The 16,958-nt window shown below is 68.6% G+C and carries 13 protein-coding genes; 5 read left to right on the top strand and 8 right to left on the bottom strand.

The annotated features are described in order from the left end of the window. Positions 1 to 50: 50 nt before the first annotated feature. A complete protein-coding gene (locus tag A9975_RS12040) occupies positions 51 to 1,061 on the top strand; it encodes a tripartite tricarboxylate transporter substrate binding protein (RefSeq protein WP_183032876.1) in 1,011 nt (336 codons plus the stop codon). Between the two features lie 37 nt (positions 1,062 to 1,098). Here A9975_RS12040 and A9975_RS12035 read toward each other — a convergent pair whose 3' ends face one another. The 4 genes from A9975_RS12035 to A9975_RS12020 are packed head-to-tail and all read right to left on the bottom strand — an operon-like array spanning position 1,099 to position 9,796. Further along, positions 1,099 to 2,520 (bottom strand): C25 family cysteine peptidase, encoded by a 1,422-nt coding sequence (locus A9975_RS12035; RefSeq protein WP_183032875.1) that lies wholly within the window; start codon positions 2,518 to 2,520, stop codon positions 1,099 to 1,101. 24 nt (positions 2,521 to 2,544) lie between these two features. Beyond that, complete coding sequence (locus A9975_RS12030) at positions 2,545 to 3,888, bottom strand: hypothetical protein (RefSeq protein ID WP_183032874.1); 1,344 nt, start codon at positions 3,886 to 3,888, stop codon at positions 2,545 to 2,547. 51 nt (positions 3,889 to 3,939) lie between these two features. Next, positions 3,940 to 7,740 carry a hypothetical protein gene (locus A9975_RS12025; RefSeq protein WP_183032873.1) on the bottom strand — a complete coding sequence of 1,267 codons (3,801 nt, stop codon included), beginning with the start codon at positions 7,738 to 7,740 and terminating at the stop codon, positions 3,940 to 3,942. A 1-nt stretch (position 7,741) separates the two neighbouring features. Further along, positions 7,742 to 9,796, bottom strand: coding sequence for a CHAT domain-containing protein (locus A9975_RS12020; RefSeq protein ID WP_183032872.1), 2,055 nt, complete (start codon positions 9,794 to 9,796; stop codon positions 7,742 to 7,744). 655 nt (positions 9,797 to 10,451) lie between these two features. Here A9975_RS12020 and A9975_RS12015 point away from each other — a divergent pair. Then, positions 10,452 to 10,931: a VOC family protein gene (locus tag A9975_RS12015; protein WP_183032871.1), complete on the top strand. Its 480-nt coding sequence runs from the start codon at positions 10,452 to 10,454 to the stop codon at positions 10,929 to 10,931. An 83-nt stretch (positions 10,932 to 11,014) separates the two neighbouring features. Continuing rightward, positions 11,015 to 11,560, top strand: a complete 546-nt coding sequence (locus A9975_RS12010) for a MarR family winged helix-turn-helix transcriptional regulator (protein ID WP_183032870.1) — start codon at positions 11,015 to 11,017, stop codon at positions 11,558 to 11,560. 18 nt (positions 11,561 to 11,578) lie between these two features. On the opposite strand, the gene A9975_RS12005 is transcribed toward A9975_RS12010, so the two are convergent. Continuing rightward, complete coding sequence (locus A9975_RS12005) at positions 11,579 to 12,757, bottom strand: MFS transporter (protein ID WP_183032869.1); 1,179 nt, start codon at positions 12,755 to 12,757, stop codon at positions 11,579 to 11,581. Positions 12,758 to 12,969: 212 nt separating this feature from the next. Between A9975_RS12005 and A9975_RS12000 the strand changes: the two genes are divergently transcribed. Together A9975_RS12000 and A9975_RS11990 are read left to right on the top strand one after the other, a co-directional pair. Next, positions 12,970 to 13,437, top strand: a complete 468-nt coding sequence (locus tag A9975_RS12000; protein ID WP_183032868.1) for a cupin domain-containing protein — start codon at positions 12,970 to 12,972, stop codon at positions 13,435 to 13,437. Between the two features lie 99 nt (positions 13,438 to 13,536). Continuing rightward, positions 13,537 to 13,731, top strand: coding sequence for a hypothetical protein (locus A9975_RS11990; protein ID WP_255503182.1), 195 nt, complete (start codon positions 13,537 to 13,539; stop codon positions 13,729 to 13,731). On the opposite strand, the gene msrA is transcribed toward A9975_RS11990, so the two are convergent. The 3 genes from msrA to msrB form a co-directional block, all read right to left on the bottom strand. Beyond that, entirely contained in the window at positions 13,640 to 14,380 is a 741-nt protein-coding gene (gene msrA, locus A9975_RS11985; protein ID WP_183032867.1) for a peptide-methionine (S)-S-oxide reductase MsrA, read from the bottom strand. The two genes, A9975_RS11990 and msrA, sit on opposite strands and share 92 nt — an antisense overlap. Before the next feature lie 66 nt (positions 14,381 to 14,446). After that, positions 14,447 to 16,264 (bottom strand): cytochrome c biogenesis protein DipZ, encoded by a 1,818-nt coding sequence (locus A9975_RS11980; RefSeq protein WP_183032866.1) that lies wholly within the window; start codon positions 16,262 to 16,264, stop codon positions 14,447 to 14,449. A 47-nt stretch (positions 16,265 to 16,311) separates the two neighbouring features. Next, positions 16,312 to 16,833 (bottom strand): peptide-methionine (R)-S-oxide reductase MsrB, encoded by a 522-nt coding sequence (msrB, locus tag A9975_RS11975; RefSeq protein ID WP_183032865.1) that lies wholly within the window; start codon positions 16,831 to 16,833, stop codon positions 16,312 to 16,314. Positions 16,834 to 16,958: the final 125 nt, after the last annotated feature.

Genomic DNA, 16,958 nt, shown 5'->3' with positions numbered 1-16,958 from the left:
CGTTCAGGTTCCCGCGGCCATACCAACAGGCATCAACCGAGGAGACATGGATGTCATTTACTACCCGCACTACCCGCACTACGCGCACGGCCAACCGCAGCAGGTTCGTACTGGCGGCGTTCGCAACCCTTTGCCTTCCCGCTCTGGCTATTGCGCAAGCCGCGCCTTACCCTGCCAAGCCGATCAGCCTTGTCGTCGGCAGTGCGCCGGGCGGCTCCGTCGATCTCTTCGCGCGTGCCATCGGCAAGCATCTGCAGGACGCATTGGGGCAACCTGTGCTGGTCGAGAACAAGCCAGCGGGTGGCGGGGTCATTGCAGGTACCTATGTCGCGAGAGCGCCGGCGGACGGCTACGCCTTGCTGATGGTGACGTCGACCTTCACGACAGGGGCGGCCATCCGCACCAACCTGCCTTATGACGCGGTGAAGAGCTTCAAGCCCGTGGGCATGCTCGCCAAAGGGCCCTTGCTGGTCACGGTGTCCGCCAATTCACCGTTCAAGTCGGTGGCCGATCTGGTGGCCAACGCAAAGGCCAATCCGGGCAAGCTCAACTACGGGACTTCGGGGGCGGGCAGCATCAACCAGTTCGCCAGCGAGCTGTTCGCGGACGCGGCCGATATCAAGCTGACCCATGTCCCGTACAAGGGCATCTCGCCGGCGGTGACCGACATGGTGGGCGGCCAGATCCAGATGATGGTGGCCAGCGCGCCGTCCATCCTCTCGCAGGTCAAGAGCGGGCGGGTCCGGGCGCTGGCCGTCACCACGGCCGGGCGCTCGCCCGTGGCGCCGGATCTGGTGCCGTTGGAGCAGGCCGGCTACAAAGGCAGTGCCGTGGAATTGTGGTGGGGCATACTGGCGCCCGCCGGCACGCCGCAAGCCCTGGTGGACAAGCTCAACGGTGAGATCGGCAAGATCGTCCAATCGCAGGACATGAAGGCGTTCCTGCTCAAGGAAGGCGCGGAGCCGGCGGTGATGAAGCCGGCTGAGTTCGCCACCTTCATCGCGTCCGAGGTGGAGCGCTGGAGGAAGGTCGCCAAGGCGGCGGACATCCGGCCCGAGTAGGCGCCGGCGAGCATCGCGGCGTTATGCCCGCCCGCCGTTACGCCATGTCCCTCACCCTCAGCCGCACCGCCGGGTCCCCCAGCACCACGTAGTTGCGCGCATCGTCCCGTGCCACCCAGCGCAGCGCGATGTCGGCGTCGGGGACGTCGGCGCCCGCGTTGCGGTCCCGCAGCAAGTCGGCCAGTTCGGTGCTCAGCGCGGCCCAGCGGATGTTGAAGCGGTCTGTCGCCTGGCCAATGCGCTCGCCGCGCAGCAGGCTGCCGATCACGTCACGGAACCCCTGGGTTTGCGCGTCGGCGCGTTCGGACTGGAAGCCGTAGGCCCACGCCCTGTCGATGTGCCCGAGCACCGCCAGCGCGCCGCCATGCGGATGCGCCAGCAGCCGCTGCGGCAGGCGCGCGGTGAAGGGCGCGGGCGCTAGCCGGGTGGGGGCGTGGCCGAAGTTGTCGAAGTCCGGGCAGCCGGCACCGTAGCAGGCAAAGCAGAACTGGATAAGGCCGTGGCACTGCGCGTCGTCGGGGACATCCTGCGCGGCGAACCAGTGCTCGGGGCTGATCGCGCCATAGCCTGGCCAGTCCTGGCAGACGATCGCGCCCTGGGTGTCGGCAAGCCGCGCGTCGTCCGCGCGAAAACCCATGCCGTGGGAGCCGGTGAAGAGCAGGGCGGGTGGCCCGTCCGGTCCTTTGCCGCGCAGTACATCTGTCAGCGCGGCTTTAGTGGCGGCCTCGCCCAGCAGCGCCTGCATGGCAAAGCCCTGGCGCTCACCCAGAGGCTTGGCTTGCGCAGTGCCCTGGCTGAGCGGGGTGGCCAGCTGCCGCGTGAGCAACTGGGTGGCGCGATCGAAATCAAGGCAGGTGGCAAACAGCGCGATCCTGCGCCGCGCGGCCACGCTGGCCATGGTCTCGTAGGCGGTCACGCTGTCGGCATAGCTGCGAAAGTCCGCAAGTTGCGGAAAATCCAGCCGTCCCACCGCCCAGTACAGGTCCAGTGTGTACTGGAAGGCGAACGGGATCTTGTCCGGCGGCCCGACCAGCACAAGGTAGTAGGGCACGCCCAGCGCCGGGTCGACCACGTTGAGCGAGACCCCGTGCCGCGCCAGCCAGGTGGCGGCGCTTTCGCCGGGCAGGCAGCCGTCGGCGCCCTGGAATACCGTGACCTGTCCCGCCTCGCGGTGTCGCCAGGCGATCAGCGGCGCGAGCGCGTCCAGGTAAGGCGCCGGATCCACGTCGGAGGGAAACAGCAGGCCCCAGCCGGCCTCGTCGAGCTTGGCGCCGTCGACATCGCCGAGCACCGCATAGGTCTCGGCCTGCCGGGCTTTCTCCGCGGCGCGTTCCGGTGCGCGGCGCAAGGTGTGCTCGCGCGCGGAGAACCCGGCGATGGCCTGTGCATCGAGGCTGGCGAGCGGGCGTCCGGTGTCGGCCTGGATGCCGAGCGGCATGGGCATGGCGTCGTCGGTCATGGTCGGGGCTCTTTGGGTTCGTGCTCAGGCCAGCGCGGCTTGCCAGATCAGGTGGGCGACTTCCGGCCCGGCGATATCGTTGTGCGCGCCGGCGATGCCGCTGCCGTTGCAGATGTAGTCACTGGCTTCGATGTTCAGCACCTTGCCGGCCGTCATGGCGTAGTTGCCGTCATACGGTTGCATCGGTGCGTCCGTGGCGGCGTCGGTGCCCTGGATGCCAAACGCACCGATGGCGCCAAAGGTGGGATAGGTGGGATAGGTGGGATCGGTGGGGGATGACTGGGTGGCGTCGAACGCCACCTGGCCCGCCACGCCGGCCGCCCAGGGATACAGCGTGCTAACCGCGCTGTCGTGCCGCGAGCGGGTGACCACCAGCGGCCCGCTAACCTTGCCATCCGGCAGCAAGTGGTGGCAGTAGCCCGCCGTGCCCGGGCGCACCGGGATGTCCGGCGCGTACGCCCAGAGCGACATGGCGCCCTGCACCAGCACGCAGGAGGCTGCCGGGCGCCGCAGCGCGGCCGTGCCGCCAGGGCCGCCCAGCGCGGCGGACATGACCACGGCGCCGAAGCTGTGGCCCATCAGGTGGATATGCGCCGCCGGCAGCGCGTCGCCGATGCTGTTGAGCAGTGGGAAGACGCCGCACTCGCCCACGGTCTGGCCGCGCTTTTTCATGGTCCAGAACGAGAGTTGCCGCAGCGGCGCCAGCAGCCCGCCCAGCACCGGGCCGCCAAACGCGGCGCCCAGCTGGTTGGCTTCGGCGAAGGACGCCGCGGGATCGAAGGGCAGGCGGTCGGCGCCGGCGTCGCCACCCGGGCCCTCGCTGCCCAGCGCGAGGGCCTGGTCGAGTTGCAGGTAGGCCTGGCGCACCGGGTCGGGCAGCGTCACGGCATCCGCCTGGGTGCGCGCGGCTTCGAAGATGGCGGCCAGCGCGGCGCGTACCTGTGGCGTATCGCCCAGGCGCTGCGCATAGGCGTCGATCATGGCTTGGGCGCCCGGCCCGGCCAGCGGCGCAAAGCTGGCGCCGTCGCCCAGTTCTTCGTCGCCCCAAGGCTGGCTGGGCCAGTGCACGCCGATATGGGCAATGGTGAAATCCGGGTGCCGGGCGCGCATGGCCTGCTCGTCGCCGGCGCTGCGCGCGAACGCGCCGATCCAGCGGTCGTACTGGATGCGCGCCGCGGGCAGGTCGCCCTGCCAGCCGTGGCTCCACAGGAATACATCGGTGGGCGCGGCGGCTTGCCATTGCGCCAGCAAGCGCTCGGACATCCGTCCCGCGATTCCGTCCGGGTCGTCGCTGCGTTCGTTGCCGGCGGCGTCCAGCGCCAGCAGGGCGTAGGTGGCGCTGGTACCGGCAATGGTCTGGAATGGCATGGCGTGCCTCCCTGGCGTGTCAGGTTCAGTTGATAGATGCAGTGGATGCGGTCAATGCGCCTCACACGCGGTAGGTGATGGCGTATCGCCTTTGAAGAACTCGGCCTTCTGCCTGGGCGTAAAGCCGCCGCCGACGATGGCGCAGGCCGCTTGGCGCCATTGCGCCATGTCCAGGTCCCAGATCGCAGCGATCCTGGTGCCCGCCGCGAACAGCCAGCGCCCGTCGTCGCTCACGGATAGCGCGGCCACCGGCTGCCGCGGGTCGCGATAGAGCGCTTGCGCAATGGGCAGCGGTCGATCGGCCTCGGGATCGAGCAGGAACAGGTTGCCGTGGTCATCCCCAGCGACGACGAATGGCGCATCGGGCGCGGCCAGCGCGGTGATCACGCCTGCGGCATCCTGCTTGAGGATGGTGGCCTTGGCCGGCACCGGCTGGCCCGGCGTGGTTGCCGAGGGCTTGGGCAATGCCAGGCGATAGACCTTGCCGAGGTAGTTGCCGGCCACCAGCGTGTCGCCGCGCGCGTCAAAGACCAGGCTGGTGATCTGCCCGCGCGGCAGGCCCTCGAAGCGCTGGGCCATGACGGCCTTTGTTTTCGCGCAATCGGCGTCGGCCCCGCCAACCTGCCACAAGCTGATGCCGTCGTCGTCGGTGACCGCGAGCTCCGCGGTGCCCGGCCGGAAGGTGGCGTACGCAGCATGGGACAGGGCCTCGGGCAGCGGGATGCGGCAGGCCGCGGCTTCGGGCGTGGGTGGCATGGATGTCGTGGATGCGGATAGTGCCGCGTGCCCGCCCGCGCCCTGATCCGGCGCCAGCCGCCACAGCTCAAGCCGCCGGTTCTCCGCGGGTTCACCCGAACGGATTGCCAGCAAGCGTGCGTCGTCGCTGATCGTCAGGCGCGTGCTGGCGTCGGCCATCACACCGGGCAGGATCGCATTGCCCGTGCCATCGGACCGCAGCATCCAGACCTGGCCATTGTCGTCCGCCGCTACCAGGCGCTGCGCGCGGCGTGCCCAGTCGAGTGCCCGCACCGGCGGCGCCAGCATGTCGATGGGGCGCCGGATGGCCTGCTTGCCCGGCTCGGCTTGCAGCAAGGCGAGTTTGCCATCTTCGGTCGCAGCCACCAGGGGCGGCGTGATGCCCGTGAGCGCTAGCAGCAGGACAGGCACGCCTTCCTGCCGGCGCGAGACGATGCGGGCCATCGGGTGCCGTGGCGCATCGAAGCGCATCTGCAGCAATTCGCCCTGCTCGGTGGAGGCATAGAGCCGCTGGTCGCGGCCGGCCAGGGCCAGTCCGGTGATCTGGCTCGGCAGGTCCAGCAGCTCGGTGCGCGTTGCCCGCATGTGTTCCGGGTCGAGCCGCCAGCGGATCACGCGGCCATCCCAGCCGCCGGAGAGCAGTTGCCGGTCATCGGTGAACACCAGCCGCACCACGGCGTCGTCGTGCCCCAGCAGCGCCTGTGGCCAGAGTTCGCCGTCGGCGGTGCGCCACACGCTGATGCGCCCGCCGCGCGTGCCCGCCACGGCCAAGCTGCCATCGGGGCTGACGGCGATGCTGTGGTAGCCCGCGAACCAGTCGGTGTTGTCCGCGGGCGCCGACAGTTCGTGCGCGGGCGTTGTCAGCACGAAAGGATCCGCCGGGTTCGCCTGCGCGTCCGCCGGCAGGTGCCACAACCTAGCCTTGCCGTCCCGCCCCGCGGTGGCGAGCTGCCGCCCCTGGTCGAACAGCGCCACATCGGTCACCCGCAGCGCATGCGCGCGCCCGCTGGCAATCGGATGCCGCCTGGCGTCCTCACCCTTGGCCAGGTCCCACACTGCGATGCGGCCGCGGTCGTAGCCCGCGACCAGGCGCTGCCCGTCGCTGGATAGCGCGGAGACCGGGCCCCAGCCGCCTTCGCGCCTGGCGCCCGCCGGCAACAGCAGCACCGTGGCGCGCGCGGGCTGGGCAATGTTCCATAACGCCACGCTGCCGTCCTGCCCACCGGTGGCCAGCGTGCCGGCGCCCGTCAGGGCAAACACGCGCACACCCTCTGGGTGCTGGTTCCTGAGCGCGGTCTCGTCCAGGCGCACCGTTGGGGCACCGGGAGCAATCCCGGTGATCTCCATGAGCCAGCGATTCCCGCCGAGCCGGGCGCTTACCCGATAGCCGGCGTCGCCCTGCACCTCCAGTGTTTGCTCGTCCGCGCGCGCCAGGTAGGCCTCGATATGCCGGGCACGGTTCATGGCGCCGACCAGTGCGCGCCGAAAATCGAAGCCCTCCGGCGGCGCATGGTTGCGCTGGCCGCGCGTGCCTTCCACCGACGCCAGCAGCGCCGCGTCCGGTGCCGGGCGCGAGCCGAGCAGCGAGAACAAGGCGTTTTGCCGTGCGATGTCCTGCCTGGTGGCGCGCAGTTGCCAGGCCAGGATCACCACGCCAATCAGCACCAGCAGCGCGATGAGCCCGAGCGCATAGCCAAGCATGCGCCAGCGCCGCGCGCGCTCCCGCTCCATGCGATGGCGCTGGTAGGCCGCCAGGAACCGGTTCTCCGCTTCGCTGTGCCGGTCTTCGGCCTCGAGCAAGGTATCGTCGAGTTCCGCGGTGGAGGTGAGCTTGCCGAAGACGCCGGGATTCTCGCCGGACAGCGCCCAGGCCCGCGCCAGCTGTTTCCAGTGCGGCAGGTACTGGGTGCGCCATTGCGCGTTGCTGGCGCGCAGCGGCTCGATCAGCCGGTCGTGGGCCAGCTCCAGCCACTGCGCGTCCTGGCGGCTTTGCGCGCGCACCAGGTGGTACTGCTGCAGGATGTCCAGCTCGGCCGCGGTTGGCGCGCTGCGCGAGCCTGCATCCAGCGTCGCCTGCGCGCGCATGTTGGTGGCGGTGATCAGCCGACTCTCGATCCAGTCGCGCACCACCCGTTGCCGGATGCGCGTGCCGGTGGCCGCGTCCAGGGCCGTGTTGCAGTAGGAGGCGAGCGCAGCGCTGGTGTCCAGGCGCTGCACCTGCTCAAGCGTGATGGCGCCCGTGCCCGCCGGCGGCCCGGCCGGGCCGAAGCACGCCTGCCACAGGCTCAGGCCAACCACCTGCAACTGCACCGGTTCGACATAGCGCCCCTCGCGCAGGCTCACCTGGCCCGCGGCGTCGCGCGTGCGGACCTGGGCCAGATCCTTCACGAGCTGCCGCGCCGCGTCCCCCTGGAAATCCACGCCAGCTTCCCGCGCGGGGCCGCGCAGCGCTTCGAGCGCCTGCTCGCGCGAGAGCAGGTCGATCCGCATGGTGTTGGTGAGCCGTGTCGGCACCAGGTCGCGATAGGCATCGAGCCAGGAGAAGTACTCCTCACGCATCGCCACCAGCGCCCAGACGGGACTCCCGCCGCGGCCGAGCAATTCGCCCAGCTGCGCAAAGAACGCTTGCTTGGCGCCAGTGTCGGTGGTGTCGAGCGTGAAGATCTCCTCGAACTGGTCGAGCACGACCAGCAGGCGTCGCGCGCGGCCGCCGTGGGCGGGGTCTTCCAGGCGGGCCAGGCAGGACAAAAGCGTATCGTCCGCGCGCGGCTTGAGTTCGGCGCGTGCGGCCCAGCAGTGCAGCACGCTGGTGACGTAGCGGTTGGCGCCTTCATACGGCACGCTCACGCGGGCGGTCGGCAACACGTCGAAACGATTCGCCAGGCGCTTGCGCAGCCCCGCCTCGATCAGCGAGGTCTTGCCCGCGCCGGATGGCGAGTACAGCAACACGATGCGGTCGGCGATCAGGCGGTCGCGCAGCTCCTCGATCTCCGCATCCCGCCCGAAGATCGGGTCGGTCTCGCCCAGCGGCATGGGGCCGATGTACGGACCGTGGGCGCGCCGCGCGGCGCTGTCGCGGGCAGGATTGGCAGCCATCTCAGGCCTCCAGGCGCCGCAGCAGTTCGGCAGTGAACATGCTCACGTCGCCCCAGTACAGCTTGAGCCGCGCCTTGTCCTGGAAGTAGCGCTCCAGGTAGCGCCGCGCGCTCACGGGGTCGACGATGCTATTGGGGTCCAGCTGCGCCGAGAGGTGCTGGTACTCCTGGCGCAGGTCCGCGCCCTCCAGGTTGAGGATGCTGCGAAACAGGATGCGGAATTCCCACGACTGCACGTCGAAGCCGACGAACAGCAGCGCGCTGTCGTTCAGGCGAGCGCGCACGGCCAGCGGGATGGCGGTGCCGTTCGTCGATACGCTGGTGAGGTAGTCGAAGTACTGGTCCTCGGTCAGCACCAGCGAGCCGGGCTCGCGCAGGTCGCCAAACAGCTTGAGCACCATCGGCGTCTGCGGGGTGGGATTGGCGCGCTTGCAGCCTTCGGCCAGCGCGTCGTCGCAGGCCTGCGCCTGGCGGTTCCAGCGGCACAAGCGGATGCCGGGATCGGCGCCACCCTCGCGCAGCGCATCGGCAAGCAGGTCGCTCGGGTCCGTCGTCAGGTAGACCGGCAGCTTGAGCCGCGCCATGGCGCGGTAGGGGTTGTCGGGGTCCTGCTGGCGCTGCGCGCGCCCCACGGTGCAAACCACTTCGCCAAGCTGGGCGATGATGTCTTCGTTGCGCAGCGCCGACAGCTCGGCCGGCAGGATGTCGTGGTACTGCTGGCTCAGGTGCTGGTAAGCAAACTTGAAAAAGAGCCGCCGCGGAAACACGCCTTGCTGGGACACGGCCAGGTACTGCGCCACCTGCGGCAACTCGTCGCGCTCGTGCGCCGCCATTGGGAAGTGATAGGCCTCGGCCCACATCTGCGCCAGTTTCAGGCGCGAGCCGAACACCGTCTCGCTCATGGCTGGCCCGAGGATCGGCGTGGTCTCGCCGTGCTGGATGTTCTCGATGACCGCGCGCCAGGCGTCGGCACCGTCGCCTTCGTCGGGACCGAAGCCCGGCGGGTAGAAGATCCGGCCACTGTCCAGGCGTGTAAATACCGCCGGCATCCACCAATCCGGATACTGGCTGACGGCGGCGCGCGCAACGCCCGCGGCGCGGTCCACTTCGCCGTGGTCGCGCAGTTCGGCAAAGAACACCGGCATGAAGGCGGCCATGGTGGCCACGCTCACATTGCCCTGCATGGCCAGCACGGCAGGCACGCCAGCCTGCGCCAGCAACGGACCCAGCGCCATCAGCGTGCTGCTGCCGCGTGCGGCCCCTGTGCCTGCGCTCTGGCACGAGCACAGCACCACCAGGCTGGGCGGGCGTTCCAGCGCGCCGATGCGGTTCACCAGCACGCTGCCAGCCACCAGGTCGCGGGTCCCGTCCATGTGTTCGAGCCATAGCATGGGTTCATCGTCCACCAGCGCCCCGTGGCAGACCAGGTAGAGCACGTCCACCCCGTCGCGCAAGCCGCCAAGGATGCGTTCAACCGTGGCGCACCCCGGCTCGGCCAGCACGGTCACGGGGACCGGGGCCAGCGCGGCGCTGGCACGCGCGGCTTCGCCCGCGGCATCGATCGGCACCATCTCCGGGCCCAGGCCGCTCGGGTTTGACACGACTACCAGCGCCGTCACGTCGCTCTTGGCGCGCAACTTGGGCAGGCGCATCTCACGCGCAAACAGGTAGCGCGAGAAAAAGCAGCGTTGCCCGATGAACAGAGGGTGCTCGCCGGCCGGGTCGAACAAGGTCTCCCAGGGCAGCGCATGCAGCTCGCACGCCTGCACGCTGATGCGCAGGCGCACGCGCAGGTCCAGGCGCCGCTCGTCCGCGGCGTTCTGCGCAGTGACAAAGGCATCGCGCACGACCGGCGCGGCAAACAGGCAGGCGGCCAGTGCGCGCCCGCATACCTGCGGATCCGCATCGCGCAGCGCCGGCGCACCCGGCGACAACGCCAGCGGCACGCGCGGCGTGATGGCGTCGCCCTCCGGCACCCGATGGCGGGCTTCCACCGCGTACCTGGCATCGCCATCGCTGTCGATGACGATCTCTAGCTCGGAGTAGTTGCGTGGCATGGGCCGTTTTGCCGGAGGGCGTGACGCGCGATGCGTTGCCGGCTATGCGCCATCGCGCGAATCGCATCCACAGCACGGATTGCACGGCTTGCCGTCCCGGCACGGTGCACTGGTCAGCGCAATGGTGGCCATGTTCCTCCCCCGCAGATCTGCCATCCACGCAGGGTGGATGGCAGCAAATCGCTTCTGTCGCGGCAATGCCATGCCGGCGGTCCGCATGCCGGCTTGCCTTGTGCTTTGGCTTTGGCTTTGAGTTGCCTAACTAATGAAGATGATATTTGCGAAAAATGCAATTTGCGTCGCCGCCGCCATCGTGCCGATCTTGCCGATGGTGATGCAAGCGCCATCCGGCGCGGGCGGGGGAGACAGGCAAGACTAGCGCCGCATGGGACGCTTCGGGCGCATACGGCTGGGGTATCCAGGCAACCGGATCGGCAAGCTGAGCGGCGCATCCGCGCGCTTGGCGCAAGCCGGCGCTGGCAGGCTCACCTCCAGCAACTCCGCCAGCGCCGCCGCCAGCCGCGCCTCAATATGATTTGCTTGACGGATAGTACGTGTAACGTATTATATGTGGGTGGCGATGCACCGAATCAATCGCATCCATCCCGGCAGCGCTGTTTCACGCCACCTCACATTCAAAAGAAAGGAGCCAGACATGGCTATAGAAATTCTCGAACTTCACCACCACGCAGTCTGCATGCCTCTCGACAAGGTCGAAGCCATGGGCGCCTTCTACGGCGACGTACTGGGCCTCGACACCGACACGGGCCGCTGGAACATTCCCGGGGTGCCCGGCTATTTCCTCGACATGGGCAACGATTGCCAGATCCACCTGCTGGGCAGCGACGGCGTATCGCCCTATGCGCAAGCTCCCGGCCGCGATCCGGTCGGCAATCACGTGGCGCTGGCCGTGCGCGATATCGTCGCCACGGAGGCGGAGCTGCTGCGCCTGGGCGTGGATTTCTGGCGGCAGGAGAACGTCGCGGCGCCCGAGTTGAAGCAACTATTCATGCACGACCCGGCCGGCAACATGATCGAGCTGCACCAGATCGGCCGCTGCCGCTGCAAGCGCAGCGACCGGCTGTTTGCCGATCAACGCGGCGCGGATGGCGCCACGCCAGCGACGCAAAGCTGAGTCTCGTGCTGCACGGCAGGTCTGATACGATACCCGCACTATATGCCAACCGTAGCAGGCGGCCGAAGCCAGCACCCAACCCGATGACCAGCAAGTCCGAACCCACTGAACCTGCCGAGTCCGCCAGCGCGGAGCAAGCCATCGCGCCGCACCTGAAGCTGCTGGCCGCCACCGCGGAACGTGGCACCAGCCGCAGGAAGGCCGCGGCCGGGCTGATGCTGCTGTGGCTCAGCGATGACGTCATGAGCGGGGTCAACGCCGGGCTGCGCGAGCACGGCATCACCGAGAACAAGCTGCACGTGCTGATCCTGTTCTCGCTGGACGAGCGCGGCATGCTGGACCTTGGCCCGCTGACGCCGTCGGTCATCGCCGACTACTGCGGCGTGACCCGCTCCTCGGCAACCGGGCTGCTGGACTGGCTGGAGACGCGCGAACTGCTCGCGCGGGAGCATCGCAAGGACGACCGGCGCAGCCTGGAGCTGGTGCTGACCGACAAGGGCCGCGAAATTCTCGACCAGGCGCTGCCGTCCTTCTGGCGCGCCTGCGCCCACCTCACCCGCGAGTTGAGCGACGAGGATTGCCAGACGCTGCAGACGATCCTGGCCAAGGTCTGGCGCGGCATCAAATAGGGCCGGTAACCTTTTGCCTTAGCCTGCTTCCAGCACGCGCGCCTGGCGTGCCTCATGCGCTTGCAGGGCAAGCGCCGCCGCAAGGCCCGCGCCGCAAAGCGCGGCCGTGAGCAAGAAGGCGCGGCCGCCCACGCTGGCAAACAGGTAGCTGCCCAGGAACACGCAGGCCGCCGTCAGCAAGCCGGCACAGGCCGAGTAAAGGCCCGTGCCGCTGGAGATGACCTGCGCCGGCACCCGGGTGCGGATGTACTGCGCCGCGCCCAGTTGCGTGAAGCCTAGCGTGGCGCCTTGCAGCAGTTGCGCCAGCATGGCCACCCCGGCGCTCTCGGCCAGGCCGATCATCGACCAGCGCAGGATGCCCGCGGCGCAGGCCAGCGCGATCAGCGCTGGCGCCGACACCCGCGCCAGCAGCCGCGAGCCGAAGGTGAACGCCGTGATCTCCGCGATCACGCCCAGCGCCCACAGGTAGCCAATGGTCGATGCCGGGAAACCCACGCTTTTCCAGTACAGCGCGCTGTAGCTGTAGAAGAAGCCGTGGCACGCCTGCGACATTGCGGCGCTGGCCAGGAACAGCGAGAAGCCGGGCAGCCGCAGCACCTGCTGCAACGGCGCTTTCACCGCATGGCGCACCGCCACCGTGTCGTTGGGCAGCGCCAGCACCAGCAGGCCCTGCGCCAGGTACGCCACCACGAACACGATCGCGATCACCTCGGTCCCCGCGCGATCCACGAGCCAGCCAAGCACGATCGACATGGCCACCACCGACATCGACCCGGCGCTGCGCAAGCGGCCAAAGTCAAAGCCATAGCGAGGCATGCCGGTCAGCGCCATGGATTCGCTCAGCGGTAGGAGGCCTGCCGAACAGGCCTTGATGGCCAGGAAGACCAGCAGCACGCCGATGAAGCCCTGCGCGCTGAACAGCAGCCCGGCGCTCAGCGCGGAACCGGCCACCAGCACAAGCAGGATCACCTTGCGGCTGCGGTACTGGTCCGCCATTGCGCCCACGGCCGGATTCACCAGCACCGCCAGCGCGGCGCCGAGCGCCAGCACCATCCCGGTCTGCTGCTCGCTCAGGCCCTGGGCACGGATCCAGAGGGGGAAGAAGCTGATGGTGATCGCAACCGGGGCATACAGCGCGACGTAGTAGAGATAGAACGACGCGATGGCGTTCCGGGCGGGTTGGGCGTGGGCGGTCACGGGTAAAGGCCGGGTGGCTTGGAGAGATAGCTGCGATAGGTGGGGGCAATGCGCAGCATGCATCATCGCGCCAGAGCGGGCGCAGGGCAAGCCATTGCGCCGCTGCCTCCCGCTTCCCGTTCGGCGATGGTCCTGTCGCAAGCATCCCCGCTGACCTAGAATCGCAATAGCGGCACGGGCGAGCGGTCCTTTGAATTGGCGGGAGACTGAAAATGGCGCTTGATGGCGGGACTCCGGGCGATTCGATCCAGGTGGGTCAACTGCACATCCAATACCTGATCGATGGTGCCGCGACGGGTGGGATGGGGGTATTCGAATTGACGGTGCCACCTGGCGCGCAGGTGCCGCCAGCGCACAGCCACACGCACAACGAAGAGTGCGTCTATGTGCTGGCGGGCAGGCTTCGGTACGCTGTCGATGGGGTGGCCAGAGACCTGGCGCCGGGAGAATGGATGCATACCCCGCGCGGATCGGTCCATCAGTTCAGCAACCCGCACGGCGACGCGGCGCGCGCACTGGTTGTTCTCACGCCGGACATCGGGGCCCAGTACTTCCGCGACGTCGCCGATGTCGTCAATGCCGGCGCGCCACCCGAGCGCGCGGCGCTGGTTGCGGTCATGTCCCGCTACGGGCTAGTACCAGCAGCCCCACCGGCCGCACCACCGGCTGCACCGGGTTGAGCGCAATCCAATGCCTAGGCCTGTGTCCAGCCCATCTCCACAAATACCCGGCACAGTGCTTCCATGCCCGCCGCGTCTTCCTCATCGAAGCGGGCCATCCTGGTCAAGCCCAACCAGATCGGCACCTTGAGCGAGATGCTGGATACCGTGGGCGTGGCACACGCGGCCGGGTACAGGGCGGTGATGTCGCGGCGCGCGGCCATCACGAGCCCGCCACCTTCAGCAGGACCGGGTCGTTGCGATACAGGTCGGGAAACATCTGCTTCAGGTAGCCGATCTTGGGCATGTCGTTGATGACGATGTACGGGTGCGAAGGATGGAGGGTCAGGAAATTCTGGTGATAGCCCTCCGCCGGGTAGAAGGCCTTGTAGTCCTCGATGCGGGTGACGATGGGTGCCTTGAACGCATTGGCCTTGCCCAGTTGCGCGATATAGGCCTGCGCCACGCTGCGTTGCTCGGCGTTGAGCGGGAACACCGCCGAGCGGTACTGCGTGCCGTGGTCCGGGCCCTGGAAGTTGAGCTGGGTGGGGTTGTGCGCGACCGAGAAGAAGATCTGCAGCAGGCGGCCGTAGCTGATCTGCGCCGGGTCGAACGTGACCTGCACCGATTCCGCATGGCCGGTGCCGCCGCCGCTGACGGTCTCGTACTGGGCCGTGCTGGCCGCGCCGCCGGCATAGCCGGACGTGACCTGCTTCACGCCGCGCACGTGCTGGAACACGCCTTGCACGCCCCAGAAGCAGCCGCCGGCGAATACGGCCGTTTCCGTTGGCGCCGTGCTGGCTTTTTCATCGAGCGCGGGCGGCGGGATCTTGACGGCGTCTTCGGCCGAGTTGGCCACGCGCTGCCAGGCCAGCAGGCCCGCCGCCAGCATGACGAGGCCAGCGACTTTTGCGGCGGACGAGCGCGTCCACCAGGAGAAACCGGTTGAAGTTTGCGTGGTCATGATTGCCTGTCCTTGAACGTTGCTGTGTCGTAATCAGTGCGTGGAATATGGTGGCTTGCGTGCGCGTCATCCGAAGGTGAAGGCATAAGCCTCCACGCCGGGGTCCAGGAATTCGATCGTGAATGTGCGGTCGGCCACCTTGCCCGTCTGCCGCACCAACTGGTATAGCCGCTGCTCGGTCACCGTGCCGCTGCCATCCGCGGCCACATCGGTGCCGCGCGCTGCGCCTGGCGCGCCGCCGTCCACGCTCACCCGGAACCGCACCGGCTTGCCGTCCTTGCCCGGCCCCAGCACCAGATGCAGGTCGCGCGCGTGAAAACGGTAGACGATCCGCCCGGAGGCGCCCGCCAGCGTGGCCTGCTCCGCACCCACTTGCCAGGTGCCGGCCAGGCCCCAGTCGTTGAGCGCAGGGTTTGCGGGCGCGGTATAAGTGTGCGCCTTGTCTTGCGCCTCGCCGCCGGGCGAGGCGAAGTTCTGCGCCCGCTCATAGCCAAGGTAGGTTTCGCCGGACTGGATTTCCGCCTTGTCGGCAGCCATCTGTACGCCTTGCAGGCTTTGTGCATAGCCATGGCTGATGCCCATGGCCACCTTCGCCGCATCGGCATGGCCCGCTTGCGCCAGCAGTTGCTGGATCACCTGCTCGGATTTCGCGTATTCGCCTTCGCCGAAGTGGTGAAAGCGGATCTGCCCCTGCGCATCGATGAAATAGTGCGCCGGCCAGTACTGGTTGTTGAAGGCGCGCCAGATCGCGTAGTTGTTGTCGACCGCCACGGGATAGTCGATGCCGAGCTCGCGCGTGGCCTTCTTCACGTTGTCGAGGTTGCGCTCGAAGGCAAACTCCGGCGCATGCACGCCGATCACCACCAGCCCCTGGTCGCGGTACTTCTGCGCCCAGGCCTTCACGTAGGGCAGGGTGCGCAGGCAGTTGATGCACGAATAGGTCCAGAAATCGACCAGCACTACCTTGCCGCGCAGCGCCTCGGCCGTGAGCGGCGGCGAGTTCAGCCACTCCACGGCGCCGCCCAGCCCGGGCAGCTGGCCTTCCACGGGGAGTGCCGCGGCGGCGCTTTCGCTGGTCTTGCCAGTCTTGAGGCTGGTTGCGCGCATCATCGCGGCGGACGACGTGGCCATGGCCGCGCCGTTGCCGGCTTCCGCCTGCTTAGCCGAGAGCTTGTCGACCAGCTGTTGCTCGATGCCGCCCGTGGCCACGGTCGAGACGCGGGCCAGCACACCGGTGTCCAGCCCCAGCCCGATGGCAACCACGCCGAGCAACATGGCCGCGCCAATGCCGCGCCGGACCCATTCCCCCGCGCCCAGCGAGCGCTTCATCGCGGTAAAGACCCGGCCGCCAATCAGCAGGGCCACCGCCAGCGACGTGGCCGCGCCCCCCGCGTAGGCGACCAGCAGCAGCGTGGTGCCGGCGCTGGCGCCGCGCAGCGCCGCACCGGTCAGCACAAGGCCGAGGATCGGGCCAGCGCAAGGCGCCCACAGCAGGCCGGTGGCAATGCCGAGCAGGAACGACGAGCCGGGCCTGACCTGCCCGCCATCGGCCTGCGCAAACGCGGACAGCCGGCTGCCCGCGCTTACCAGCGGATGCATCAGCCGCTCGGCCAGGCGCGGCAGCAGCAGCGTCAGGCCGAACACGGCCAGCAAGGCAATGGCCAGCCAGCGTCCGTACTGGTTGGCCTGGGTTACCCAGCCGCCGCCAACCGCCGCCAGCGTTGCCACCGCCGCGAAGGTCAGCGCCATGCCGGCCAGCAGCGGCAGGCCGCTGCGCACAAAGGGCTGGTCGGCCCGCGAGAACACGAAGGGCAGCACGGGCAGGATGCACGGGCTGAGGATGGTGAGCGCGCCACCTAGGTAGGCGAGGATAAGGAGGAACATGGAATGCTTCAGTCAGGTTGTTGTCGGTGTTGGAGGCCCGCGCGGACTCAGGCGGCTTGCGGCTTGAACGTCATCGCCACGCCGTTCATGCAGTAGCGCAGCCCGGTCGGCTTGGGGCCGTCGTCGAACACATGGCCCAGGTGGCCGCCGCAGCGCCGGCAATGCACCTCCGTGCGAGATATGCCGAAGGAGCGGTCCTCGTTCGTGCGCACGGCGTTCTCCAGCGGCGCCCAGAAGCTGGGCCAGCCGGTGCGGCTGTCGAACTTGGTGCGCGACGAGAACAGGTCGAGCTGGCATCCGGCGCAGGCGAAGATGCCGGCGCGATGCTCATCGTTCAGCGGGCTGCTGTAGGGCCGCTCCGTGCCTTCCTGACGCAGCACGCTGTACTGGCTTGCGCTGAGCATCTGGCGCCACTGGGCGTCGGAGCGCACTACCTCGAAGGTTTCGGCGGGCTTGCCCGCGTTCGCCGCGTTTGCCGGGCCGGCGGCCAGCGCGCGCCAGCCGCTCGCGGCCGCAAGCGCCGCCACGGCGGCACCGCCCGATACCAAAAAGCGCCTTCTGCTTCCCATGATGTGCTCCTTGCCTCAATGTATCGATCGCGGCGACCGACTTGCCGTCGATCGCTGCCATGGATCGTTGGCCGCATCGTATGGCTGGCACCATCCCGGAGTCCTCACCAAAGGTTAAATTAAAT

Source organism: Cupriavidus sp. UME77 (assembly GCF_014170355.1).
GTDB classification, from domain to species: Bacteria; Pseudomonadota; Gammaproteobacteria; order Burkholderiales; family Burkholderiaceae; genus Cupriavidus; species Cupriavidus basilensis.
This window is presented reverse-complemented; position numbering and strand designations above follow the sequence as displayed.